This is a genomic window from Streptomyces sp. NPDC014995, from assembly GCF_043080745.1.
GTDB lineage: Bacteria > Actinomycetota > Actinomycetes > Streptomycetales > Streptomycetaceae > Streptomyces.
Genome location: NZ_JBIBVX010000002.1, coordinates 580102 through 605077 on the forward strand (window position 1 = coordinate 580102; position 24976 = coordinate 605077).

The 24976-nt window shown below is 73.2% G+C and carries 21 protein-coding genes and 1 pseudogene; 14 read left to right on the forward strand and 8 right to left on the reverse strand.

Annotated elements, in window-relative coordinates; translation table 11 throughout:
- Window positions 1–277: 277 nt before the first annotated feature.
- Window positions 278–349 (reverse strand): annotated as a pseudogene (locus ACF1A1_RS07090) (TetR family transcriptional regulator); the annotation flags it as partial.
- A gap of 220 nt (window positions 350–569) precedes the next feature.
- On the opposite strand from ACF1A1_RS07090, the gene ACF1A1_RS07095 reads away from it, so the two are divergent.
- The 8 genes from ACF1A1_RS07095 to ACF1A1_RS07130 all read left to right on the forward strand — a co-directional run bounded on the left by ACF1A1_RS07095 (window position 570) and on the right by ACF1A1_RS07130 (window position 9894).
- Window positions 570–1460 (forward strand): alpha/beta hydrolase, encoded by an 891-nt coding sequence (locus tag ACF1A1_RS07095; protein ID WP_391646243.1) that lies wholly within the window; start codon window positions 570–572, stop codon window positions 1458–1460.
- A gap of 402 nt (window positions 1461–1862) precedes the next feature.
- Window positions 1863–2948 (forward strand): alpha/beta hydrolase, encoded by a 1086-nt coding sequence (locus tag ACF1A1_RS07100; RefSeq protein WP_391646245.1) that lies wholly within the window; start codon window positions 1863–1865, stop codon window positions 2946–2948.
- On the forward strand, window positions 2941–4152 hold the full coding sequence (locus ACF1A1_RS07105; RefSeq protein ID WP_391646247.1) for an acyltransferase: 1212 nt from the start codon (window positions 2941–2943) through the stop codon (window positions 4150–4152). Before ACF1A1_RS07100 ends, ACF1A1_RS07105 begins: the two co-directional genes overlap by 8 nt.
- Window positions 4145–5752, forward strand: a complete 1608-nt coding sequence (locus tag ACF1A1_RS07110; protein WP_391646249.1) for a sensor histidine kinase — start codon at window positions 4145–4147, stop codon at window positions 5750–5752. Before ACF1A1_RS07105 ends, ACF1A1_RS07110 begins: the two co-directional genes overlap by 8 nt.
- A complete protein-coding gene (locus ACF1A1_RS07115) occupies window positions 5749–6423 on the forward strand; it encodes a response regulator (RefSeq protein ID WP_391646251.1) in 675 nt (224 codons plus the stop codon). The genes ACF1A1_RS07110 and ACF1A1_RS07115 overlap by 4 nt, the downstream gene beginning before the upstream one ends.
- Before the next feature lie 98 nt (window positions 6424–6521).
- Window positions 6522–7883, forward strand: a complete 1362-nt coding sequence (locus ACF1A1_RS07120; RefSeq protein ID WP_391646253.1) for a histidine kinase — start codon at window positions 6522–6524, stop codon at window positions 7881–7883.
- The gene (locus ACF1A1_RS07125; protein ID WP_391646255.1) at window positions 7880–8545 is read left to right on the forward strand and encodes a response regulator; all 666 of its coding nucleotides are present in this window, start codon (window positions 7880–7882) and stop codon (window positions 8543–8545) included. The genes ACF1A1_RS07120 and ACF1A1_RS07125 overlap by 4 nt, the downstream gene beginning before the upstream one ends.
- 131 nt (window positions 8546–8676) lie before the next feature.
- Entirely contained in the window at window positions 8677–9894 is a 1218-nt protein-coding gene (locus ACF1A1_RS07130; RefSeq protein WP_391646257.1) for a cytochrome P450, read from the forward strand.
- 540 nt (window positions 9895–10434) lie between these two features.
- On the opposite strand, the gene ACF1A1_RS07135 is transcribed toward ACF1A1_RS07130, so the two are convergent.
- Window positions 10435–12030, reverse strand: a complete 1596-nt coding sequence (locus tag ACF1A1_RS07135) for an ABC transporter permease (protein ID WP_391646259.1) — start codon at window positions 12028–12030, stop codon at window positions 10435–10437.
- Entirely contained in the window at window positions 12027–12923 is an 897-nt protein-coding gene (locus ACF1A1_RS07140) for an ATP-binding cassette domain-containing protein (protein WP_391646261.1), read from the reverse strand. Before ACF1A1_RS07140 ends, ACF1A1_RS07135 begins: the two co-directional genes overlap by 4 nt.
- A gap of 73 nt (window positions 12924–12996) precedes the next feature.
- Here ACF1A1_RS07140 and ACF1A1_RS07145 point away from each other — a divergent pair, with 73 nt between their 5' ends.
- A complete protein-coding gene (locus tag ACF1A1_RS07145) occupies window positions 12997–13491 on the forward strand; it encodes a GbsR/MarR family transcriptional regulator (protein ID WP_391646263.1) in 495 nt (164 codons plus the stop codon).
- A 54-nt stretch (window positions 13492–13545) separates the two neighbouring features.
- On the opposite strand, the gene ACF1A1_RS07150 is transcribed toward ACF1A1_RS07145, so the two are convergent.
- Complete coding sequence (locus ACF1A1_RS07150; RefSeq protein WP_391646265.1) at window positions 13546–14382, reverse strand: diacylglycerol kinase; 837 nt, start codon at window positions 14380–14382, stop codon at window positions 13546–13548.
- Window positions 14383–14615: 233 nt separating this feature from the next.
- Between ACF1A1_RS07150 and ACF1A1_RS07155 the strand changes: the two genes are divergently transcribed.
- Together ACF1A1_RS07155 and ACF1A1_RS07160 are read left to right on the forward strand one after the other, a co-directional pair.
- A complete protein-coding gene (locus ACF1A1_RS07155; protein WP_391646266.1) occupies window positions 14616–15899 on the forward strand; it encodes an adenylosuccinate synthase in 1284 nt (427 codons plus the stop codon).
- A 143-nt stretch (window positions 15900–16042) separates the two neighbouring features.
- On the forward strand, window positions 16043–16336 hold the full coding sequence (locus ACF1A1_RS07160; protein WP_391646268.1) for a hypothetical protein: 294 nt from the start codon (window positions 16043–16045) through the stop codon (window positions 16334–16336).
- Between the two features lie 15 nt (window positions 16337–16351).
- Here the strand turns inward: ACF1A1_RS07160 and ACF1A1_RS07165 are convergent, their stop codons facing one another.
- From ACF1A1_RS07165 to ACF1A1_RS07180, 4 genes are all read right to left on the reverse strand, one after another.
- A complete protein-coding gene (locus ACF1A1_RS07165; RefSeq protein ID WP_391646270.1) occupies window positions 16352–17002 on the reverse strand; it encodes a hypothetical protein in 651 nt (216 codons plus the stop codon).
- A 71-nt stretch (window positions 17003–17073) separates the two neighbouring features.
- Complete coding sequence (locus ACF1A1_RS07170) at window positions 17074–19548, reverse strand: glycosyltransferase (RefSeq protein WP_391646272.1); 2475 nt, start codon at window positions 19546–19548, stop codon at window positions 17074–17076.
- Window positions 19545–20246 carry a GntR family transcriptional regulator gene (locus tag ACF1A1_RS07175; RefSeq protein WP_391646274.1) on the reverse strand — a complete coding sequence of 234 codons (702 nt, stop codon included), beginning with the start codon at window positions 20244–20246 and terminating at the stop codon, window positions 19545–19547. Before ACF1A1_RS07175 ends, ACF1A1_RS07170 begins: the two co-directional genes overlap by 4 nt.
- A 223-nt stretch (window positions 20247–20469) precedes the next feature.
- Window positions 20470–21825 (reverse strand): aspartate aminotransferase family protein, encoded by a 1356-nt coding sequence (locus ACF1A1_RS07180; RefSeq protein ID WP_391646276.1) that lies wholly within the window; start codon window positions 21823–21825, stop codon window positions 20470–20472.
- Between the two features lie 176 nt (window positions 21826–22001).
- Here ACF1A1_RS07180 and ACF1A1_RS07185 point away from each other — a divergent pair, with 176 nt between their 5' ends.
- The 3 genes from ACF1A1_RS07185 to ACF1A1_RS07195 all read left to right on the forward strand — a co-directional run bounded on the left by ACF1A1_RS07185 (window position 22002) and on the right by ACF1A1_RS07195 (window position 24936).
- Window positions 22002–22607, forward strand: a complete 606-nt coding sequence (locus ACF1A1_RS07185; protein WP_391646278.1) for a DJ-1/PfpI family protein — start codon at window positions 22002–22004, stop codon at window positions 22605–22607.
- Complete coding sequence (locus ACF1A1_RS07190) at window positions 22604–23062, forward strand: MarR family winged helix-turn-helix transcriptional regulator (protein WP_391646280.1); 459 nt, start codon at window positions 22604–22606, stop codon at window positions 23060–23062. The genes ACF1A1_RS07185 and ACF1A1_RS07190 overlap by 4 nt, the downstream gene beginning before the upstream one ends.
- 98 nt (window positions 23063–23160) lie before the next feature.
- On the forward strand, window positions 23161–24936 hold the full coding sequence (locus ACF1A1_RS07195) for a serine/threonine-protein kinase (protein ID WP_391646282.1): 1776 nt from the start codon (window positions 23161–23163) through the stop codon (window positions 24934–24936).
- Window positions 24937–24976 lie beyond the last annotated feature (40 nt).

Sequence of the window (24976 nt, forward strand, 5' to 3'; positions counted from 1 at the left end):
CGGGGGGGGGGGGGGGGGGGGGGGGGTGGGGGGGGGGGGGGGGCCGCCCCCCCCGCCGGGGGGGGGCCCCCCCCCCCCACGGCCCGGCGGGGGCGCCGGCACCTCGCCGGACGCTCCCCGCGAACGGACGTACGTCCCGGCCACGGCAGCGGCGTGAGCGGGCCGGGCCGCCTGCTCCGCCGCCGGCACCTCGAGGAACCGCCGCAGTGCGCCGGCCGCCCGCTCGTCGCACGCCGCCGCGATCACAACCCGCGGCCAGTGCCCCTTGCCGAGTGGTCGCCCGCAGCACGGCCGTACGCACACGTGCGGTACGCCCGCCGGGGCGCACGGTGCCGGGCTCGGCGGACATGACCTCCCTCTTCGGGCGCGCGGAGGTGCGCGTACGGGCGGTGAACGGGCCATGATGTCAGCCGGGCGACACTGTGGAACCGTTCAGTCCTCACCGAGCGTGACATGCCCGTGTCCGCGCACGTCACGGTCCTGATACCGTCCCCGCCAACGGCCGAATCCCCACCTGGTCCGCCACATCCGTTCCGTCCAAATACGTTTCGTTGCTGAGAGGTTGGAGCATGCCGGACGACGTCGTCGCAGCCCGGGCCGCCGCCGAAGAGGAGTCGGCCTTCTCGCACCCGGCGGTCGACCCCGACACCACCGCCGCCTACGGCGACCACCCCGACCAGGTGATCGACTTCTACGCGCCGCGGGAAACGGCGGGAACGGGCGGCCCGGGTGTCCCCGCCCCGCTGGTCGTCGTCCTGCACGGGGGTGCCTGGCGGGCACCGTACGACCGGCGGCACATCACACCGTTCGCCGGCTTCCTGGCGCGGCGCGGGTTCGCCGTGGCCAACGTGGAGTACCGGCGGGGCGCGGAGGGCGAGCCCTCCGGGCCGTCTCCGGTCGCGGGCCGCTGGCCCGACACCCTCGACGACGTCGCCGCCGCCCTGGACGCGCTCCCGGGTCTCGTCCGTGAGGCCCTGCCGCAGGCCGACGCGCGCCGCACCGTGCTCACCGGTCACTCGGCGGGCGGGCACCTCGCCCTGTGGGCCGCGGCCCGGCACCTGCTGCCCGCCGACGCGCCCTGGCGCACCAGCGGTCCCGCCGCACTGCGGGGCGTGGTCGCGCTCGCCCCGATCGCCGACTTCGAGGTCGCCGACAAACTGGACGTCTGCGGCGGCGCGTCCCGCCAACTCCTAGGCGGGGACGAGCACTTCGCCGAACGCCGGCCGTACGCCGACCCCGCGCTCCTGGTGCCGACCGGCATCGCGACGACCCTGGTCCAGGGCCGCACCGACCTGGTCGTCCCGCAGGCGGTCGCCGAGTCGTACGCGGACGCGGCGGCGAAGGCGGGGGAGGTGGTGGGTCTGACGCTGCTGGAGGACGTCGGACACTTCCCGCTGATCGATCCGGCGGCGGACGCGTGCGCGGTGGTGGCGGAGGAGATCGCACAGCTGGCGTGGTGAGTGGCCTTGTGGCTGTGAGTGGCCTTGTGGTGGTGAGTGGTCCTGGGCGTGGTGGGCGGCTTTGGCATGAGGGTTCGTGCTGTGGTGGCGGCTTTGGTCGGGGTCCGCGCCAGGGGTCCGCGCCAGGGGTCCGCACCGTGCGGGTCCGTGCCGTGGGGGTCCGCTCCGCTGTCCCGTCATACCCGTAATACCTGAGAGCTACGTGCGAGGACAGCTCTGCGGTGGGACGCGAGCGACGACGGCTGATCCGTAATTTCCCCACCAGGGACGTCCGAGGGCCGGGCGGACTGGAGGGGGAGGGCCGGGGTCATGGGGGTCGGCGCGGGGAAGGGCCGTCGGGCAGGACGGGGCCGTGAGGACGGAACGGCGCGCGGTGGGTATGGGGTTCCCTCCCGTGGCGGGATGGCCTCTCGCCGTGGGATCGCCTTCCGCAGCCGGGTCGCTTCTCGCCGTGGGGCCGCTTCCCGCCGTGAGGCCGCCTCCCGTCGTGGGGTCGCTTTCCGGGGCGGGACGGCCCCTGGCGAGGGGAGCCTTCTCCGCCGTCGGATCCGCGTCCTTCTCGCCGTCCTCGTCACCGCCGCCGTGGTCGTCCCGCTCACGGCCGCGGCCCGGCCGGCCATCCCCGCCCCGGCCCCCGCCGCCCTCGCCCCGGTGACGGCGGCGACCCTGGATCGGACGTACGCGGCGAACCGGGCCAACGCCGAGCTGGCGTCCCGGATGGCGGCGGCCCACGGGGACGCGCACCGCGCGGCGGCGGACCGCGCGGTGGCGGCGCCCTCCCGCAGACTCCTCTCCTACGACGGCCGCGGCGCCGGCCGTCTGGCGGAAATCTTCGGAGACCTCGCCCACGCCGATCGCGTCGCGGTTCTCGTACCCGGCTCCGACACCTCGCTGGACACCTACGAGCGGTTCCACGAGGCCGCGGCAGCCCTGCACCGGCGGCTCACCGGGCAGGCCCCCGCGGGCACGTCCACCGCGGTGGTCGCCTGGCTCGGCTACACCACCCCGGGCACGGTCAGCTCCACCGTCCTCACCACCGACCGCGCCGACGAAGCGGCCCCGGCCCTGCGGGAGTTCATACGCGGGCTGCACGCCCTCACCGGCCCGGACACTCACGTCAGCCTCCTGTGCCACTCCTACGGCTCTGTGGTGTGCGGCCGTGCCGCGGCCGGTCTGGACGTGGACGACCTGGTCCTCCTCGGCAGCCCGGGCACGGGCGCCGACTCGGTCACGGCCCTGCGCACCCGCGCACGGGTCTGGGCGGCCCGGGGAGCCGACGACTGGGTGGCCGAGGTGCCACACGCCAGCGTCGACCTGTTCGGCACGACGGTCGGCTTCGGCACCGACCCGGTCGCCCCCTCCTTCGGCGCCCGCGTCTTCACCGCCGGCGACGCCGGCCACAGCGACTACTTCCGCCCGGGCTCGGCCTCCCTGGCCAACCTCACCCGGATCGTCCTGGGCGAGACCACGGAGGTCACCCATGCGTGAGAGGCCCTTCCCCGTGAAAGCCGCCGTACGCCGGGCAGCCCGCACCATCGAGGCTTCGACGCCGGCCCACCGGGACCGAGCCGTGGACGCCCTGCGAGCCTTCGCGATCCTCGGCGTCGTCCTCGGCCACTGGCTGGTCACCGCTCTCGTCGCGGACGGCGGCACCCTCCGCGCCGCGAGCCCCCTCGCGCACATGCCCTGGCTGGCGCCGGTGTCCTGGACGTTCCAGACGCTCGCGGTGTTCTTCATGGTGGGCGGCCACGTGGCGACGAAGAGCCACGCCTCGGCCCGCGCCAGGGGCGGCACGTACCGGGCGTGGCTTCGGGCACGTCTGTCCAGGCTGTTCGGGCCGGTGGCGGCCCTGCTCGCCCTGTGGACGACGACCGCCCTCTGCCTCCTGCTCTGCGGCGCGTCCCTCGTCACCGTGCGGACACTGGTGAAGCTCGCGCTGTCCCCGCTGTGGTTCCTGCTGGTGTTCGCGGCGCTGACGGCGGCGACCCCGCTGCTGGCCCGCCTCGGCCCGCTGTGGCCGCTGGCCGTCGTCCTCCACGTGGACCTGTTCCGCTTCGGCCTGGGCGGCCCCTCCTGGCTCGGCTGGGTGAACGTGGCGGCGGGCTGGCTGGTGCCGTACACCCTGGGCGCGGCGTGGACGCGCGGCGAACTGGAGCGCCCGCGCGCGGGCTGGGTCCTGCTCACCGGCGGGGCGGTGGTGACGGCGGTGCTGGTGGCGTGGGCGGGCTATCCGGCGTCGATGGTGGGCGTGCCCGATGAGGCCGTCTCCAACCTCAACCCGCCGACGCTGGCGGCCGTCACCTTCGGTCTGGCGCAGTGCGGCGCGGCCCTGCTGCTGCGCGACCGACTGCGTGGAGCGATGCGACGCCCGCTCGCCTGGGCGGCGGTGGCGTTGGTCAACCTGTCCGCGATGACGGTCTTCCTCTGGCACCAGACCGCCCTGATGGCGACCACCGCGACGGGCCTCCTCGCGGGCCGCCTCCCCGGCCTGCACACGGTGCCGGACGGCTTGGGCTGGGTGGGGGCGCGGCTGCTGTGGTTGCCGGTCTTCGCGCTGGCGCTGGCGGTGTGCTGGGTGGCCTTCCGGACCGGCGAACAGGGGCCGCGTCGGCCCGCCGGCCACCGGTCCCGGGTGGTCCGCGTCCACCACCGTTCCACACCGACGGAAGCGAAGGCCGCCCGCGATGCCTAGGGTTGAGTCCGTGACCGGCGAGGAGACGACCACCCCACCCCACCCCGCCGCCCCCGCGTCCGCCCCCCTCGGACGGCGCCGCTTCCCCCGTCTCCGTGCCATCCGCGACGGTCGCCGCTCCTCCGGTTCCCCGCCCTGGCGCAGACTGCGCTGGCTGCGCGTGCCGGGGTACCTGCTGATGTGCTGGATCGCCCTCGGCGTCTCACTGGCCGGCACGGAGCAGATGGGTCGCTACCACCTGGGCACGGAACTCGCGGTGCTGACCGGGTTCGCACAGGGCGCGGCCGTCGTCCTCGCCCTGTGGCGGCCCCTCCCCGCCTGGGCGCTGTCCCTGGCCGGCACCGTCGTCGCCGCGGTGGCCGCCCGGCCGACCCTCCAGGGCCATCCGCTCCCGGGTCCCGCCTGGCCCTGGACCGCTTCCGAAGTTTTCGCCCACGCCGTGGTGTTCCTGTTCCTGGCGCTCCGCGTGCACCCCCGGGTGTCCTTCGCCGTTCTGGCCGGCACCGGCGTGGCGACCTGGGTGGTCCAGGGACTGATCGGCGGGGCGACCTACACCTCGACAGGTGTCACGTCCGTGGGGATCTTCGGTGCGGTCGTCCTCGTCGGCACCGCCTTCCGCGGTCTCGGCGAGGCGCGCACCCAGCTCGTCGAGCAGGAGACCATCACCGCCGAGGAACGTGCCCGCCGCACCCTGCTGGAGGAGCGCAACCGCATCGCGCGCGAACTGCACGACGTGGTCGCCCACCACATGTCGGTGATCTCCATCCAGGCCCAGGTCGCCCCCCACCTGGTGGACAACCCGTCCGAGGAGCTGAAGGAGAACCTCGCCGGCATCCGCGAGAACGCCCTGGAAGCGCTCACCGAACTGCGCCGGGTGCTCGGCGTGCTGCGTTCCGAGAACCCCGAGGACCCCTACGGCCTCGGCGCGGCCGGCACCGGCACCGCGCCGGACACCCCTCAGCCCACCCTCGACCGCCTCGACGCCCTCATCGACAACACCCGCGCCGCCGGACTGCGCGTCGCCGCCGAGGTGCGGGGCGAGGCGTCCGGGTATCCGCCGGGCGTGCAGCTGTCGGCGTACCGGATCGTGCAGGAGGCTCTCAGCAACGCCCTGCGGCACGCGCCCGGTTCCCGCGTGCGCGTCGGGATCACCCACGACTCGCGCGGCGTGCACCTGGAGGTCACCAACTCCCGCCCGGACGGGCCCGTGACACCCTCCCCGGGGGCGGGTCACGGCCTGCTGGGCATGCGGGAGCGGGCCGCGATGCTGGGCGGTCACGTCACGGCGACCCCGACGCTGCACGGCGGATTCACGGTGTCGGCGTTCCTCCCGAAGAACGGCACCACGGCCCCGCCCGCCGGGGACCCGGAAACCCCCGGGGACCCCGGAACCCCCGAGGGCCTCGAACTGCTCTTCCCGGACGACCCGCCCCGGATGCCGGACGGAACCGGGCCGGACGGAACCGGGCCGGACAGACCTGGGCCGGACAGACCTGGGCCGGGCACGACCCAGACGGGTGGAACCGAGACGGGCGGAGCCCCGCGGGGGAGTGCCACCACGGGTCCGGCATCGCCCTCGACCGACGAAGGAACGCCATGACGAGCGGCACCATCCGCGTAGTGATCGCCGACGACCAGCAGATGGTCCGGCAGGGCTTCACCGTGCTGCTCAACGCCCACCCGGGCATCGAGGTGATCGGGCAGGCGGTCGACGGCCTCGACGCCGTCGCCCAGGTCGCCGAGCTGTCCCCGGACGTCGTCCTGATGGACATCCGCATGCCCGAGCTCGGCGGTATCGAGGCCACCCGCCGCATCACCGTCGCGACCCCGCACATCAAGGTCCTCGTCCTCACCACCTTCGACCTCGACGAGTACGTGTACGAGGCACTGCGCGCCGGCGCGTCCGGGTTCCTGCTGAAGGACGCCTCCGCCGACCAGCTCGCGGAGGCGGTCCGGGTCGTCGCGGCCGGCGACGCCCTGCTCGCGCCCGGCATCACCCGCAAGCTGATCTCCGAGTTCTCCCGCCTGAACGGCACGCCCCGGGCCCCGCTGAAGGAGCGCGTCGGCGACCTCACCGAACGCGAGACGGAGGTCCTCACACTGATCGCGCAGGGCCTGTCCAACGCGGAGATCGCCGGTCACCTCGTCGTCGCCGAGCAGACCGTGAAGACGCACGTGGGCCGCATCCTGGTGAAGCTGGGCCTGCGGGACCGCACCCAGGCGGCGGTGTTCGCGTACGAGTCGGGTCTGGTGAGACCGGCCGGGTACTGACGTGGGCGCTCTGCCACCCGTAGTACCTGAGACGGATTCCACAGAACCCCCCTCACTGGTGACGACCGCGACGTGGGCCTCCGCCTACCGTTTTCGATGTGACAGAGACGACGCAGACGCACATGACGCCCCCGGACAACCCGTACGGCGCCTACCGGCCGCGCAGCCCGGAGTTCCGGGCGGCCATGGGCGCCCTGCGAGGCCTGCGCGAGGACCTGTTCCAGGACGCCTTCGCCTACCGGCCGCTGCCCCCCAGGGAGCCCGACGGCTTCCTCACCCGCCGGCTGACGGGCCGCAAGCGGGAGTACGCGGCCTGGCGGGCGCACGCGCTGGTCGTGGCGGGCGGTCTGCTGGCGATGCTGGTCGCCTGGGTGGACGACGACGGTTCCACCACGACGCCCGTCATCTGCGGTCTGCTCGCGCTGGTCCCGGTCCTGTTGACGCTGGTCCGGCCGGTCGGCGCGTTCTGGTTGTCGCTCGTCTCGACCACGCTCGTCGCCGCCGTCGGCACGGCGTGGAGCAACTGGCCCTGGCTGCCGGGCAGTTTCGTCTCCCACCTGGTGGTGCTCACGGTCGTCGCCATACGCACCCGGCCGCGCACGGCGGCATGGATGTGGCTGCTGACGGCCGCCTACGGTTTCGTCGCGGAGACCGCCTTCAGCTGGGGCCACTCCAGCAACAACGTCGCGCCGATGCTGGTCTTCTCCGCGCTGGCACTGCTCGCCGTGACCGTCTGGCAGATACGCCGGCAGGCCGAGCAGGAGGTGACGGCCCAGCAGACGGTGACCGAGCACGAGCGCTCCCGGCGCACCCTGCTGGAGGAGCGCACCACGATCGCCCGTGAGCTGCACGACGTGGTCGCCCACCACATGTCGGTGGTCGCCATCCAGGCGGAGGCCGCGCCCTACCGGGTGGAGAACCCGCCGCCGGAGCTGGAGAAGGCGTTCGCCACGATCCGGGAGAACGCGGTGGCGGCCCTCACGGAGCTGCGCCGGGTGCTGGGCGTCGTCCGCGCCGAGGACTACGAGGCCCCGGACACCCCCCAGCCCACGCTCGCCGAGCTGGACGCGCTGCTCGCCAACGTGCGGGAGGCGGGCCTGGAGGTGGAGAAGGTGGTGACCGGAGCGGTGCGCGAACTCCCGCCGGGGGTGGAGCTGTCGGCGTACCGCATCGTCCAGGAGGCCCTGAGCAACACCCTGCGGCACGCGCCCGGGGCGGGCGCCCGCGTCGAGATCGGCTACGTCCTCGGCGGCCTGGGGCTGCGCATAGTCAACGGTCCGCCGCCCAACCCCTCCCTGCTGAAGCCCTCGCCCGGCGCCGGGCACGGCATCACGGGCATGCGGGAACGGGTGACCATGCTGAACGGCGAGATGACGGCGGACGCGGTGCCCGGCGGGGGCTACGAGGTGACGGTGTTCCTGCCCGTGGCGCTGGCCTCCGCGGACGAGGGTGGAGCATGACGATCCGGGTACTGATCGCGGACGACCAGATGATGGTCCGCGAGGGCTTCTCCGTCCTGCTGAACGCGATGCCGGACATCGAGGTCGTCGGCGAGGCGGTCAACGGCCGTGAGGCGGTGGAACGCGTCCGGGAGCTGGCTCCGGACGTCGTCCTGATGGACATCCGCATGCCCGAGCTGAACGGCATCGAGGCGACGAGGGAGATCGTCGCCTCGGACGACACGGCCAAGGTGCTCGTGCTGACCACCTTCGACCTCGACGAGTACGTCTACCAGGCCCTGCGCGCGGGAGCCTCGGGCTTCCTCCTGAAGGACGCCTCGGCACGCCAACTCGCCGACGGGGTGCGGGTGGTGGCCTCCGGCGAGGCCCTGCTGGCCCCGTCCGTCACCAAGCGCCTGATCACCGAGTTCTCCAAGCTGACCGACGGCCCCCGCCTGCTCCACACCGCCCAGGCGTCCTACGGCGACCTGACCGAACGGGAGACGGAGGTCCTCGTCCTGATCGCGCAGGGCCTGTCCAACGCGGAGATCGCCGAGCGGCTGGTGGTCGCCGAGTCCACGATCAAGACCCACGTCAGCAGGATCCTGGTGAAGCTGGGCCTGCGGGACCGCACCCAGGCGGCGGTGTTCGCGTACGAGGCGCGGCTGGTGACGCCGGGCTAGCAGGCCGTGTCCTTCGGATCATCCCGGCGCGGGGCCTGGCACGCGCATCTGCCCCGTCGTCGTCGGTCGTCGATGCTCCGCAGATCAGGGACCCCTGGTCAGGGGCCGGTCCGACGGGTTAGCGTCCGGGCATGTCAGGCCCTACCGCTCTCGCATTCGACCCCTGGGACCCGGCGTTCGTCGCGGACCCGTACCCCGCCTACGCCGAGTTGCGTGACCGGGGCCGCGTGATCCACTACGAGCCCACCGGCCAGTGGCTCGTTCCGCACCACGCGGACGTCTCGGCGCTGCTGCGCGACCGGCGGCTGGGGCGGACGTACCAGCACCGGTTCTCGCACGAGGACTTCGGGCGGACGGCGCCGCCGGCATTCCAGGAGCCGTTCCACACGCTCAACGACCACGGGATGCTCGACCTGGAGCCGCCGGACCACACGCGGATCCGCCGCCTGGTGTCGAAGGCGTTCACACCGCGCACGGTGGAGCGGCTGAAGCCGTACGTGGAGCGGCTGGCCGGTGAGCTGGTGGACGGGTTGGTCGCGGCGGGCGGCGGCGATCTGCTGACCGATGTCGCGGAGCCGCTGCCGGTCGCGGTGATCGCGGAGATGCTGGGGATTCCGGAGGCGGACCGGGCGCAGTTGCGGCCCTGGTCGGCGGACATCTGCGGGATGTACGAGCTGAACCCCTCCGAGGAGACCGCGCGCAAGGCGGTGCGGGCCTCGGTGGAGTTCTCCGGGTATCTGCGGGAGCTGATCGCCGCCCGCCGCAAGGAGCCCGGTGACGACCTGGTCTCCGGGCTGATCGCGGCCCACGACGAGGAGGACCGGCTGACCGAGCAGGAGATGATCTCGACGGCGGTCCTGCTGCTGAACGCCGGCCACGAGGCCACGGTGAACGCCACCGTCAACGGCTGGTGGGCGCTGTTCCGCAACCCCGACCAGCTGGCCGCCCTGCGCGCCGACCGCTCCCTGGTCCCCTCCGCCGTGGAGGAGCTGATGCGCTACGACACCCCGCTCCAGCTCTTCGAGCGGTGGGTCCTGGACGAGATCGAGGTCGACGGCACGGTGATCCCGAGGGGAGCGGAGATCGCGATGCTCTTCGGCTCCGCCAACCACGACCCGGCGGTCTTCACCGCCCCGGAGCGCCTGGACCTCACCCGCGCCGAGAACCCGCACATCTCCTTCAGCGCGGGCATCCACTACTGCATCGGCGCCCCGCTGGCCCGCATCGAGCTGGCGGCCTCGATGACGGCCCTGCTGGAGCGGGCCCCGACCCTGAGCCTGGCGACGGAGCCGCGCCGCAAGCCGAACTTCGTGATCAGGGGACTGGAGGGACTCACCGTCCGGCTCTGACACCCCGGCCGCCGGCCCGACGGGAGTTCCCGCCGCCCCGGCCCGGCCTCTCGTCCACTGCTGAGATCCCGGCCGCCGTGGGTCACGTCCCTGCGGCCGGTGGCCGCCTGCCCGTGGCCGTGGGTCACGTCCCTGCGGCCGGGGGTTCCCCTCGATCGGTGGTCACTTGCCCCGGCCGTGGGTCACGTCCCCGCGGCCGGTGGTCACTTGCCCCGGCCGTGGGTCACGTCCCCGCGATCGGTGGCCACTTGCCCCAGCCGGGGGTCACGTCCCGCGGCCTCTGCTCCCCCCGGTCAGCCCCTGGACCGTCCCGCCAGCCCCGATACCGCCCCGTCAGCTGCTCGATCCGTCCCACCAGCCCCGGGACCGTCCCATCAGCTGCTTGACCCCTCCCGTCAGCTCTTGGCCCCGTCCCGGCAGCCCCGGGGCCGCCCCGTCAGCTGCTCGATCCGCCCCATCAGCCCTCGGGGCCGCCCCGTCAGTCGCTCGATCCGTCCCATCAGCCCCCGATACCGCCGCGTCAGCTGCTCGACCCGCCCATCAGCTGCTGGTCACATCCCGTCGTCGTAGCCCCGCCAGTCCGGCCGTGACGAGCAGCGCCGCCAGGGCGGTCAGGGCCGCGACCGGTGTCCAGGACATCTCGCCGCCCGGCAGCTTCGGGAGGTGGCCGTACGGGGAGAGGTCCAGCACCGACCGGGGGACGTCCAGCGCGGGGCCGATCCAGCCGAGGAGGAGGACGGCGCCGGCCACGCCCCAGGCGGCGGGGGCCAGGCGGGGGGTCAGGCCGTGGAGGAGGACCGCCAGGCCGCCGGTCACCCAGATCGCCGGCAGCTGGACCAGGGCGGCGGCCAGGAGGGGGCCGAGGTCCTTGCCGTAGCCGGCGGTGAAGCCGAGGGCCCCGACGAGCATGATCAGGGCGGCGCCGCCGAAGGCGACGACCAGGTGGCCGGCGGCCCACCGCAGACGGCCGACGGCGTTCGCGAGGACCGGTTCCGCGCGGCCGGAGGTCTCCTCGCCGTGCAGGCGGAGCACCGACGCGACGATGTAGAGGCTCGCCACCAGGCCGAGCATGCCGACCATCGCCGAGAGGAAGGCCTCCGTGATCGCCGACTGGCCGCCCATCCGCTCGATGACCTCGCGGGCCCGCTCGTTGTCACCGACCAGGTCGGCCGCGCTCTCCGTCATCCCGCCGTAGACGACCCCGGCGAGGAAGAAGGCGACGCTCCAGCCGAGCACGCTGCCGCGGTGCAGCCGCCAGGCCAGTGCCCCGGCGGTGCCGAGGCGGCCGGCGGCCGGTCCCGGGCGGGTGGGCAGGAAGCTCATGCCGACGTCCCGGCGGCCGGCCAGCTCGTACGCGAGCAGGCCCTGTACGGCGATCGCCGCCGCGAACAGGAGCAGCACCCACCACCGTTCGTCCGCGAACGCCCGCAGGTTCTCCAGCCAGCCCAGCGGTGACAGCCACGTCAGGAGCGACGAGCCGTCGTCCGTCGCCGAATCGCCCGCCGCGCGCAGTACGAACGCGGCGCCCAGGACGGCCGCGGTCAGGCCCCGGGCGAGCCGCGCGCTCTCCGTGAGCTGCGCGACGATCGCCGCCGTCGTGGCGAAGAGCATCCCCACGGCCGCCAGCCCCAGCCCGAGGGCCAGTGCCCCGGCGGTTCCGTGGCCCGCGAGGCCGGCCGTGACCAGCAGCGCCAGGGCGGCGTTGGCGACGGCAGCCGTCAGCAGGGCCGACGTCAGGGAGGCGCGGCGGCCCACCATGCCGGAGGCGATGAGTTCCTGGCGGCCGCTCTCCTCCTCGTCACGGGTGTGCCGTACGACGATCAGCAGGCTCGTCACCGCCGCGAGCGCACCCGCGTAGACGCCGGCGCGCCAGGCGGTGAGGGCGCCGAGGGAGTCGTCGAAGACGGGGCCGACCAGGGCGCGCATCGAGGAGTTGGTGGTCATCTGCCGCATCAGGTCGGCCCGTTCGGCGTCCGTGCCGTACAGGCCCTTCAACGAGTTCGGCATGGACAGGACCATCAGGGTGTTGACCGCGGTCCACACGGGGATCATCACCCGGTCGCGGCGCAGCGCGAAGCGCACCAGAACGCCGGTGCCCGCCAGTTGACCGGTCCCGCGGGCGGTGAGCGTCGTCATCGGGCGGCCACCCCGTCCTGGTAGTGGCTGAGGAACAGCTCTTCCAGGGTCGGCGGCGTCGACGTCAGCGACCGGACGCCCGACTCGCTCAGCGACCGCAGGACGGCGTCCAGTTTGTCGGTGTCGACCTGCAACCGGACCCGCCCGCCCCGCACGTCGAGGTCGTGGACGCCGGGCAGGCCGGCCAGTCCGTTGGGGGCGCCCGCGAGTTCGGCCGTGACGCTGGTGCGGGTCAGATGGCGCAGGTCGGCCAGCGAACCCGTCTCGACCGTGCGGCCCTTGCGGATGATGCTGACCCGGTCGCAGAGCTCCTCGACCTCGCTCAGGATGTGCGAGGACAGCAGGACCGTACGGCCCCGGTCGCGTTCCTCCCGCACGCACCGCTGGAAGACCTCCTCCATCAGGGGATCCAGTCCCGAGGTCGGCTCGTCCAGGATGAGCAGGTCGACGTCCGAGGCGAAGGCGGCGACCAGGGCGACCTTCTGCCGGTTGCCCTTGGAGTAGGTGCGGCCCTTCTTGGTCGGGTCCAGCTCGAAGCGTTCGACCAGCTCCGCGCGGCGCCGGGCGTCCAGGCCTCCGCGCAGCCGGCCCAGGAGGTCGATGACCTCGCCGCCGGACAGGTTCCGCCACAGGGTCACGTCGCCGGGGACGTACGCGATCCGGCGGTGCACCTCCACCGCGTCCTTCCACGGATCGCGGCCGAGGATCCGGGCGGTGCCGGAGTCGGCGCGCAGCAGGCCGAGCAGGACGCGGATGGCGGTGGACTTGCCGGCGCCGTTGGGACCGAGGAAGCCGTGCACCTCACCCGTCTCGACCTCCAGGTCGAGGCCGTCGAGCGCGTGGGTACGGCCGAAGGACTTGTGCAGTCCGGACACCGTGAGGGACTTGGTCATGCTTCAGAACATACGCTTATTTCAGAAAGTTGTGAAGTTAAGGAAGCCTATGAAGCGAAGCTACGATGGCGCCATGAGGGAACCAGCCGAGGCCGAGCGGGACACGGAGGCCGTGTCGCGGTTCGTCGAGTCCTTCGCCGCCCAGCTCGTGGAGGCCGGGGTGCCCCGGATGCCGGCCCGGGTCTTCTCCGCGCTGCTCGCCTCCGACGACGGCACCCTCACCTCCGCCGAACTCGGGGAGCGGCTGAGGATCAGCCCGGCGGCCGTCTCCGGGGCGGTGCGCTATCTGGCGCAGGTGCGCCTGGTGTCACGGGAGCGCGAGCCGGGCTCCCGCCGGGAGCGGTACCGCGTGCACAGCGACCAGTGGTACGAGGCGGTCACCAACCGCGAGGTGATCATCAAGCGGTGGGAGGACGCCCTGCGCGAGGGCGTGGCGAGCCTCGGCGCCGACAGCCCGGCGGGACGGCGGCTCGCGGAAACCCTCGCCTTCTTCGAGTTCCTCGAGGGGGAGATGATCGCCATGATGGACCGCTGGCGCACCCACCGGGACCGGACCTTCGGGCGGTGACGCACCCGGTCGGCTCTCCCGGCGTCCCCGAGCGACCGCCCGAGGCCTGACCCGTCACGCCGACGGCAGCACCAGCCCCAGTGCGCCCTCCCGCACGGTCCACGTCCGTCTCCGTACCGGTCCGGCCACCGCCGTGTCCGCCCGGTAGCGGAAGTCCGCGCCCGACACGGTCACCGTCCGGCCCCGCGCCTCCAGTGGCGACGCCTCCGCGCCCAGGGACAGGGGCCGTACCCGCACGGCGGCCGTGCCGGAGGCGTCCGGGGTCACCGAGACCGCCTCCACCGGCTGGTCCAGGTCGACGAGCGTCTCGCCGTCCACCTCCACCCGCAGCCGCGAGGGCCCGGGCGGGTCGGAGTCGTCGGCGATCCGGGACGGCCGGGAGGGCACCAGCGTCCGTACGAGGGACTGGCACGTCCGCAGCCAGGGCCGGGCCCCCTGCGCGAGCGCCGCCTCCCCCTGGGGGGCGAGGGGCACCGCCGGTATCCGCAGTGCCCCGAGCACCACCCCGTCGCTGTCGTCGACGAGCAGGTCCAGCCGCCGCTCGGCCCCGTCGAGGACCGCCCGCGCCGCCGCCACGGCCCCCGTGGGCACCCCCAGGGAGTGCGCGACGCCCAGGGCGCTGCCCACCGGCACCACCGACAGCACGCATTCGGCCAGCGCCCGCTGCCGGTGCAGCAGGGCCACCGCCCGCATCAGAGCGCGGTCGTCGCCGATGACCACCGGCCGCCGCGAGCCGCGCCGGGCCAGGATCCGGGCGAATTCCTCCGGGCCGTCCGGCAGACACACTTTCGCGGCCGCACCCGCGCTGAGCACGTCTTTCGCGATTCGTACGGACTCCCCGTCCGTCCTCCGGGCGACCGGATCGATGATCACCAGCAGCTGATCCGGCATCGCGAAAGTCGCCACCTCGGTCCTGCCTCGCTTCCTCGGGTAGCATCTTTGTGCAAGAGCCCCTTGCGCTATTGCGCCAGGGGCTTCGTCTATTCCGGGGCATCCGGGTCCGACGGTGTGCGACCTACGACGGTCGCGGTGCGGCCAACGACGGTCGCGGTGCACGCGGTGGGAACACCCTCCGCGTACGCCCCTGACCTTGGACATGCCCCACCCGGAAGGGGTGTACGCGCGTGCCCGCACTTGTGCTGCTCGGTGCTCAGTGGGGTGACGAAGGCAAGGGGAAGGCCACCGACCTGCTCGGTGGCTCGGTGGACTACGTAGTGCGCTACCAGGGCGGCAACAACGCCGGCCACACGGTCGTCGTGGGCGACCAGAAGTACGCACTCCACCTCCTCCCTTCCGGAATCCTCTCGCCCGGATGTACACCCGTCATCGGAAACGGCGTCGTTGTCGACCCGTCGGTCCTGCTCTCCGAGCTGAGCGGTCTGAACGAGCGCGGCGTCGACACGTCGAAGCTGCTCATCAGCGGCAACGCGCACATCATCACGCCGTACAACGTGACTGTCGACAAGGTGACGGAACGCTTCCTCGGAAAGCGGAAGATCGGCACCACCGGCCGGGGCATCGGACCGACCTACGCGGACAAGATCAACCGCGTCGGCATCCGCGTCCAGGACCTGTACGACGAGTCGATTCTCCAGCAGAAGGTCGAGGCGGCGCTCGACGTCAAGAACCAGCTGCTGACCAAGCTGTACAACCGTCGCGCGATCGCCGTCGACCAGGTCGTCGAGGAACTGCTCGGCTACGCGGAGAAGCTTCAGCCGTACGTCGCCGACACGGTCCTGGTCCTCAACCAGGCCCTGGAGAACGACAAGGTCGTCCTCTTCGAGGGCGGCCAGGGCACGCTGCTGGACATCGACCACGGCACGTACCCCTTCGTCACCTCGTCGAACCCGACCGCGGGCGGCGCCTGCACCGGCGCCGGCGTCGGCCCGACGAGGATCAGCCGCGTCATCGGCATCCTCAAGGCGTACACGACCCGTGTCGGCGCCGGCCCGTTCCCGACCGAGCTGTTCGACGAGGACGGCGAGGCGCTGCGCCGCATCGGCGGCGAGCGGGGCGTCACCACCGGCCGTGACCGCCGCTGCGGCTGGTTCGACGCCGTCATCGCCCGCTACGCGACCCGCGTCAACGGCCTGACGGACTTCTTCCTCACCAAGCTCGACGTCCTCACCGGCTGGGAGGAGATCCCCGTCTGCGTCGCCTACGAGGTCGACGGCAAGCGCGTCGAGGAGCTGCCGTACTCCCAGTCCGACTTCCACCACGCGAAGCCGGTCTACGAGACCCTCCCGGGCTGGTCCGAGGACATCACCAAGGCGAAGTCCTTCAGCGACCTGCCGAAGAACGCCCAGAACTACGTCAAGGCGCTGGAGGAGATGTCCGGCGCCCCGATCTCCGCGATCGGCGTGGGCCCGGGCCGGGACGAGACGATCGAGATCAACTCGTTCCTGTAGGACACGCCGGGTCACGGGTGTGCGGCGGGCCTTCGCTCGGAAGGCCCGCCGCGCCCCCGCTGCTCCGCGCAGGAGATATGCCGTGAACGGGCATATTCTGAAGCCCTATCCAGACGTGCGTCGACCAGAAGAAGGTGAGTGCGATGCGCGTACTGCTCAAGGCGTCCATGGACACGGAGAAGGCGAACGAGGCCATCCGGAACGGCACCCTGGGGAAGCTGATCCAGGAGTCGGTGGAGCAGATCAAGCCCGAAGCGGCCTACTTCACCACCGATCACGGCAAGCGCACCGCCTTCCTGGTCTTCGACATGCAGGACAGCTCCCAGATGCCGGTGCTCAGCGAGCCGTTCTTCCTCCAGCTCGGCGCGGAGATCAGCTACACGCCGGTGATGAACTTCGACGACGTGAAGAAGGGCCTCTCCCAGCTGGGCCGCTGACCACCGGCGGCGCATTCAGCTGAAGACGATCATCGACCCCTGCGCCAGACTCCGCGTCGCCGCCGCGTGCAGCCCCAGCCAGACGTGCCGCTCGCGGGCGAACGGGCTGGGGTCGTACGGCGCCGCGACCGCCGGCTCCTCCAACTCCGTCGGCGCGGCCGGGGGTTGTGGAGCCGCCGGGGGGTTCGCCGGGTCGATGCCGATCGACGGGGCGACGTACTCCAGCTCCCGCAGCAGGGACTGCGAGGAGCCCAACGGGCCGCCCCCGGCGAGGAGTTCGTCGTTGGACAGCGGCTGCGGGAAGTCGACGGGGACGTACGCGCCCGCGTGGTCGTAGTGCCAGACCAGGTGGGACTGCTGGGCCGTCGCCTCGAACATCTCCAGGAGCTGCTCGTAGTCGCCGCCGAGTTCGTCGACGGGCGTCACCGGGAGCCCGCAGACCTGCAACAGGTACGCGCGGCGCAGGAAGTGCAGCGCGTCGTAGTCGAAACCGGCGACGGGGGCGACGTCACCGGACAGGCCCGGCATGTACTGGTACACCGGCACGGGCGGGAGTCCCGACTCGGCGAGCACCTTGTTGTACTGCGCGAGTTCCTCGGCGAACGGGTTGTCGGGGGTGTGGCACAACACGTCGACGAGCGGTACCAGCCACAGGTCACAGGCCAAAGAGAGCTCCTCACTCAGCGCGTTCGTCGGCTATTGCCCGGTCAGGGAAGGGTAGTCGGTGCGGCACGGCCTCAGCTCCCCTTGCGCGTCCCCTGGTGCAGGTCCCATACCCACACGCCGTCCACCCATCTACCGGGACGGCCCACCAGCTTTTCCACGGTCGTGCGCAGCACCTCGTCGCGCGGCTGCGGGGCGAGGACCAGCGCGCCCGCCCTCCAGTGGGCGAGGTCGGCGCGTGTGGCGTCCCGGGCCCGCTCGTCGATCACCGGCGCGACGCCCGTGGCCCGCACGTCCTGGAGCACGCTCGCCGTCCAGCGCAGCGGGACACCGTAGACGCCGCTGCGGTCGCCCTCGCCGTACGGGCCGTTGAAGTAGCCGCCGGGCACCGGGAAGCCGAGGCCGGCGCCGGTCTGCCAGTGCAGGGCCTCGGCGTCGGCCGGCTCGGGCAGCGGCACGGGCACGAGGGACTCGCCGGGGCGGACGTACGCCTTCCAGGTGCCCTCCGTGAAGAAGGCGGGCACCTCGGCGCGCGGCTCGGACCTCAGCGGGGCCGGGACGAGGGGGAGCAGGGCGAGGCCGACGGCGAGCAGGCCGGCGTACTGCGTGCCCAGGGAGCGGGCCGCCGCCAGCCGGCCGATCGCGAGGGCGAGCAGCATGCCCAGGACGGGGGCGCAGACCATCGCGACCCGGCTCTCGATGACCGACTCGAACAGGGGGCGGCCGGCGAGGAGGGCCCAGGGGCCGGGGACGGTCGTGCCGGTGAGCGGGACGTGGAAGCGCGGGCCCAGGGAGAGGACGGCCGCCGCGGCCGCGGTGAACGCGAGCGCCTTGACGGCCGGCTGCCGCCACAGCCGTACGGTGATCGCGAGGGCCAGGAGGAGCAGCGGCCAGCCGTAGAAGGCGTTCTGCTCGGTGGGGTTGAGGGAGAGGGCGCTCGCGCGGTCGGCGTCGCCGGCGAGCAGGGAGCGTTCGGCGAAGGTGAGCAGGGCGCGCACGGTGTTGGCGGTGCCGGGGCCGTGCTCGATGTGGGTGTAGCTCTGCGGGCCGTTGAACTGCCAGGCCAGCGGATAGACGACGAGGGGGAGGCAGACGGCCGCGGCGATCGCCAGGCCGCGCAGCAGGGGGCGTACGGCCGCGCGGGCCACCCGGGGGTGTACGGCGGCGTACGCGGCGGCGAAGAGCAGCATGCCGAGCGCGGCCAGCAGCAGGGGCTCCTCGCCCAGGAAGAGCTGGTAGGCCGCCATCAGGCCGAGGATCACCGCGTCCCGGGTGGTCCGGGTGCCCGCGCACAGGCGCAGGGCCCGGTCGGCGATCAGCGGGATCATGAACAGCACGACGAAGTTCGGGTGGGCGTTGGCGTGGCTGACCATCGGCGGGGCGAAGGCGGCCAGGGCGGCTCCGGCGAAGGCGGCCCCGCGCTGCGGCACCAGCCGGCGCGCGATCAGCCAGTACCAGGCGGTGGCGGTGGCGGCCAGGCCCAGCGTCATCACCAGGCTCAGGGTGACGGCCGGGCCGAGGAGGAGCGTGACCGGCGTGAGCGGGACGGACAGGCCCAGCATGGCCGTGTTCGCCATCAGGTTCACGCCCCCGGGGACGCCCTGGAGGTCGCTGAAGAGCGGGTTGCGCAGATGGGCGACGTTGTCGGCGGTCACCGCGAAGAACCACTCCCACTGGTTCTGGTCCTGGAGGGAGTCGGTGAGGTAGCGGTGGGCCGGGTCGAAGAAGCGGCCGGAGTAGAGCGCCACGGCCATCGCGAGGAACAGGGCGGCGGCGACGGCGTCGGCGGGTCTCGGCACCGGGGTCCGCAGCCGGACCAGGTCCCGCAGGAAGCGTGGGTAGTCCAGCGGGCGGACCTTCGAGCCGCGCCGGTGCGACCAGTGCACGGGCACCTCGGCGACCGGCCAGCCGGCCTGCTGGAAGTGGCGCAGCACCTCCACGTCGATGGCCCAGCCGTCCAGCCGGGACGCGGCGAAGGCGGTGCGGGCCTTCTCGCCGTCGAACAGCTTGAACCCGCACTGGGTGTCGCGTATCCCGCGTACGGCCGTCCCGCGTATGAGTAAGTTGCCCGCGGTGCCGAGGAGTTCGCGCACCCGGTGCCGGCGGTCGCCGAGCGTCGACCCCGGTACCGCGCGCGATCCCACGGCCGCCGCGTGTCCCTCCCCGAGCGCCTCGTCCAGCTGCTCCAGTTCGGCCACGGGCGCGGCGAGATCGGCGTCCGTGACGAGGACGCGGCGTCCCCGGCTGGCGGTGACCCCGAGGCGCAGGGCGTGGCCCTTGCCGCGGTGTCCGGGGCTGGTGATCAGCCGCAGACGGGGGTCGCGGCGGAGGGTGACGATCTCGCGGGTGGCGTCGGTGGAGCCGTCGTCGGCGACCACGATCTCCCAGCTGCCCCAACGGGACGCGGTCTGGTCGAGGTAGCGGGTGACGGCGTCGAGGGTGGGGCCGATGCGGCGTTCCTCGTTGTAGGCGGGGATGACGACGGAGAGGTCGACGACCGCCTCCCGGGTCCGCGCCGCCTGCCTCCCGCCGGTGTCGGCCGGTCTCATTCGGCCGTCGGCCGCTCGATCAGCGCGATCGAGTGGGCGTTGTATGCCTCGAGGATCGAGCGGGCGGTGGTGGTGTCGCGGCGGTACAGGGCGTCGACCAGTTCGGTGTGGCCGGACCATAGGTGGCCGCGCAGCTCGCTCAGCCGGCGCAGGTGCTGCACCAGGCACACCCAGGTCTGCACGCGCAGCCGGTGCAGGAAGTCCACGAGATACGGGTTGCCGAACAGCGCGCTCAGCTCGCGCCAGAAACGCAGGTCGTAGCCGATGAGGACGGTGAGGTCCCCGGCGGTCGCGGCGCGCTGGGCCTCCTCCGCGCGCCGGCGCACGCCCGCGACGGCGGCGGCGATCCGCGGGTCCTGCGGGTTCCGGGAGCCCCCGCGGCCCTGGTCCAGGGCGAGGAACATGCCCTCGATGACCAGGCTGCGCGCCTCGATCATGCCCCGGAAGTCGTCGGCGGAGTACTCGTGGACGCGGAAGCCGCGATGCTGGTCGGCGTCGAGGAGGCCCTGCGCGGACAGGTCCACCAGGGCCTCGCGGACCGGGGTCGCGGAGACGCCGTACTGCTCGGCGATCTCCTTCACCGTGAACTCCTGGCCCGGCTGGAGCCGTCCCGCCAGCACCTCGTCGCGAAGCGCGTCGGCGATCTGCTGCCGCAGGGTGCTGCGGGTCACGGCGCCGTTGCCGCTGCTGCCGGGCATGGTCGGGGCGTCTCCTCGTCGCGGACGTCGATGGCGTGCTCGTACGGGCACTCGTCTCGCACGGGTACGCGTACGCGCACTCGTGTCGCGTTCGCACTCGTACCCGTACCCGGACTCGCACTCGTACTCATCTACGAGCACGCCACCTTACGCGTTCGACGGATTCGAAGATCTCGCACGTGTTGCGTCCACGCCACGCGCCCGGAACCCGGTGCGTTCCGCCCTACTCCGTGTACTCGTCGGCCACCGACAGCGCCGCGTCCAGCGCCGCCAGGCCCTCCTTCACCTCGGACTCGCTCGCCGTGCACGGCGGCACGAAGTGGGTGCGGTTCATGTTGACGAACGGCCACGCCCCGGCCTTCCTGGCGGCGGCGCCGAAGGCGGCCATCGGCGCGTTCGCCTCACCGGCGGCGTTGTACGGCACCAGCGGCTCGCGCGTCTCGCGGTTCCTCACCAGCTCGACGGCCCAGAACATGCCCGTGCCCCGCACCTCGCCCACGCTCGGGTGGCGCTCCGCCAGCTCCCGCAGTCCCGGCCCGACGACGGACGCGCCGAGGTTCTTCGCGTTCTCTACGACGCCCTCCTCCGCCATGACGTTGATGGTCGCGACGGCGGCGGCGCAGGCCAGCGGGTGCCCGGAGTACGTCAGGCCGCCCGGGTAGGGCCGCTTCCCGAAGGTCTCCGCGATGGCGCCGGAGACGGCCACACCGCCCAGCGGCACGTATCCGCTGTTCACGCCCTTGGCGAAGGTCATCAGGTCCGGTACCACGCCGAACAGGTCGGCCGCGAACCACTCGCCGGTGCGCCCGAACCCGGCCATCACCTCGTCCAGGACGAAGACGATCCCGTACTTGTCGCAGATCTCCCGGACGCCGGCGAGGTAGCCGGGCGGCGGCACCATGATCCCGGCCGTGCCGGGGATGGTCTCCAGGATGATCGCGGCGATCGTCCCCGGCCCCTCGAAGGCGATCGTCGTCTCCAGGTGTTCGAGCGCCCGCGCGCACTCCTGCTCCTCGGTCTCCGCGTAGAAGCGGGAGCGGTACAGGAAGGGCGCCCAGAAGCGCACGACGCCGGCCGCGGCGCTGTCGGAGGCCCAGCGGCGCGGGTCGCCGGTGATGTTCACGGCCTGCTGGGTGCCGCCGTGGTACGAGCGGTACGCCGAGAGCACCTTGGCGCGTCCGGTGTGCAGCCGCGCCATGCGCACCGCGTGCTCCACCGCGTCGGCGCCGCCGTTGGTGAAGAAGATCTTGTCGAGGTCGCCGGGGGTGCGCTCGGCGATCAGCCGGGCCGCCTCGGAACGGGCCTCGACGGCGAAGGCGGGCGCGAAGGTGGTCAGGCGTGCGGCCTGCTCCTGGATCGCGGCGACGACCTTGGGGTGCTGGTAGCCGATGTTCGTGAAGACGAGCCCGCTGGTGAGGTCGAGGTAGCGCCTGCCGTCGTAGTCCCAGAAGTACGACCCCTCCGCGCCGGCCACGGCGAGCGGGTCGATGAGTTCCTGCGCGGACCAGGAGTGGAAGACGTGCGCGCGGTCCGCGGCCTTCACGGCGGCGCCGGCCTGGGGGTTGGGCTGAGGGGTCATGCGGTGAGCGTAAATGTCCGCGATGCGGAAGCGGTATCGGCGTCCTGTCGGGTGACGGGGGGTTTCCGCGACAGGTTGTCGCGCATGAGCGGGCGGCTCGGGGCGGGCAGCCCCACTCTTGACAGCAAACTGTCTAGATGACAGGCTGCTGTCATCGATGGATCCGGGGAGGAACCATGAACCGCAAGCCCGTGTATCTCGCCGTCTACGACACCCTCGCCGACTGGGAAACGGGGTACGCCACGGCCTACCTGGCGCGCAACGGGTACGACGTCCGCACCGTCGGCCCCACCACCCAGGAGGTCCGCAGCCTCGGCGGCCTCCGCGTCCGCCCCGACCTGGCCCTGGCGGACGTGCGCCCCGAGGACGGCGCCCTGCTGATCCTCCCGGGCGCCGACCTGTGGGACACGTCCTCCGACCTCGCCCCGTTCGCCCGCGCCGCCCGCGCCTTCCTGGACGCCGGCACCCCCGTCGCCGCGATCTGCGGCGCCACCGCCGGGCTCGCCCGCGAAGGCCTGCTCGACGACCGGGCCCACACCAGCGCCGTCTCCTTCTACCTGGCCGCCACCGGGTACGCGGGCGGCGACCGGTACGTCGACGCCGACGCCGTCACCGACGGCAACCTGATCACCGCCGGCCCCACCGAACCCGTCGCCTTCGCCCGCGAGATCCTCCGGCTCCTCGGGGTCTACGAGGGAGAGGTGCTGGACGCCTGGTACCGGCTGTTCCACGACTCGGACGCGGAGGCGTACGCCGTGCTGGAGGAGGCGGCCGCGCGGTGAGCCGTGACCATCAGGACCTGCTCAGCCGCAGCGCGCTCGGCGTCTTCCGGCTGAACGGCCAGTTCCTCGCCGTCGCCGAGGAACTGGCCAGGCCCGCCGGGCTCACCGCCGCCTGGTGGCAGGTGCTCGGCGCGGTGCTGACCGAGCCCCTGCCGGTGTCCGGCATCGCCCGCGCCATGGGCATCACCCGGCAGAGCGTGCAGCGCGTCGCCGACCTGCTGGTGGACCAGGGGCTCGCCGAGTACCGGCCCAACCCGGCCCACCGGCGCGCCAAGCTGCTGGCGCCCACACGGCAGGGGCGCGACGCGATCGCCCGCATCGACCCGGGGCACGCGTCCTTCGCCGACCGGCTGGCCCACGCGTACGGGGAGGCGGAGCTCGCCGAGGCCGTACGGGTCCTGGAACGGCTGTCGAAGGTGCTGGACGAGCTGGAACCGCCTGTGGCGGAGTCGTAGCGCCCGTTATGGAACCGTAGACACCGCACCGCTCGACTCCCCGAATGGCCGGATTATTCTCGGCTCGTTCACACATGCGGGGGAGAGGCGGCGGGGCCATGGAGAAGCTGGAGCCGGGGGATCCCCAGCGCATCGGCGGCTACCGGCTGCTCGCGCGGCTGGGGGCCGGCGGGATGGGGCAGGTCTACCTCGCCCGCTCGGACCGCGGGCGGACCGTCGCCGTGAAGCTCATCCGGCGGGAACTGGCGGCGCGCGAGGAGTTCCGGGCGCGGTTCCGGCAGGAGGTGCGCAACGCCCAGCGGGTCGGCGGGTTCTGGACCGCGCCCGTCCTCGACGCCGACACCGAGGCCGCCGTGCCCTGGGTCGCCACCGGCTATGTCGCCGGGCCGAGCCTCCAGCAGGTCGTCGCCCACGACCACGGCCCGCTGCCCGAGCGGTCGGTCCGCATCCTGGCCGCCGGGCTCGCCCACGCGCTCACCAACATCCACGCGGCCGGGATCGTCCACCGCGACCTGAAGCCGTCCAACGTGATGGTCACCATCGAAGGCCCCCGCGTCATCGACTTCGGCGTCGCGCGGGCGCTGGAGACGGTGCCCGGCGACAGCGGTCTCACCCGCACCGGCGCGGTGATCGGCTCGCCCGGCTTCATGGCGCCCGAGCAGGTGCGCGGCGACCGGATCACCCCCGCGTGCGACGTCTTCTGCCTCGGCTCCGTCCTCGCCTACGCCGCCACCGGCACCCTCCCCTTCGGCTCCGCCGACGGCGGCGTCCACGCCCTGATGTTCCGCATCGCCGAGGAGGAACCCGACCTGTCGGCCCTCCCCGAGGGCATCGCCGACCTGGTCCGCGCCTGCCTGCGCAAGGACCCGGCCGCCCGGCCGTCCCTGGAGTGGATCCTGGAGCGCACCGGCGCGCACGACACCGTCGCCGAGGGACGCTCCCGCGATCCCTGGCTGCCGAACACCCTGGTCGCCCAGCTGGGCCGGCACGCGGTGCGGCTGCTGGAGACGGAGGACCCGGAAGGCGGCGAGGCCGCCCCGGAGCACTCGGGCCCGCGCGGGGACTTCCCCTCCCCGGACCACACCGCCACGCTGGCCGCCGGCATCCCGCCGGTGCCGGGTGGCGGGCCCGCAGGCGCCCCGGCCCACCCGGCGTACGGCCATCCGCAGCAGCACCCGCAGCCCGCGCCCCCTGCCTACGGCCACCCGCGGCCGGTGCCGTACAACCCGTACGCGGCGGGCGGCCCCGGCGTGACCGCGCCGCAGCCCCCGTACGCCGCCCACGGGAGCGAGCCCCAGGAACCGCCCCGCCGCAGCGGCCGCTCCACCGTGCTGCTCGTCGCGGTCACCGTGGTCGTCGCGCTGGCCGCGGGCGGCTCGGTGTACGCGCTGATGAACGGCGGCGACACCGGCACGCCCACCGCGCGCCCCACCGCCTCGACGGCCACCGCACCCGCGAGCCCGACGCCGAGCCCGACCCCCGCCGCGTCCGACAGCCCGGACTCCTCCCCCTCCCCGTCCGCGTCGGAGGCCGGCGCCGTCCCCGCGGCCTACCTGGGCACCTGGACGGCCTCCATAGAGAACGCGCCCGGCACCAACACCCGCCGGCTCACCCTCACCCAGGGCGAGGTGGGCGACCAGGTCCTGACGCTGGTCGCCGACGGGGACGCGTACCACTGCGAGTTCACCGCCCGGCTCGCCCAACGGCCCACCACCGGCGGCGTGCTGGAGATAGGTCCCTCCACGGTCACCACCGGCCGGCCCCTCTCCTCCTGCACGCCGGGCGCCGCCACCGAGGTCACCCTGCTGTCCGACGGCACACTGCAACGGCTCAACCCCGCCACCGGGGAGAAACTCACCTACACCCGCCGGTGAACGTCCGGCGGACCGCAGGGTCGGCGATGGCGGGGTGAAA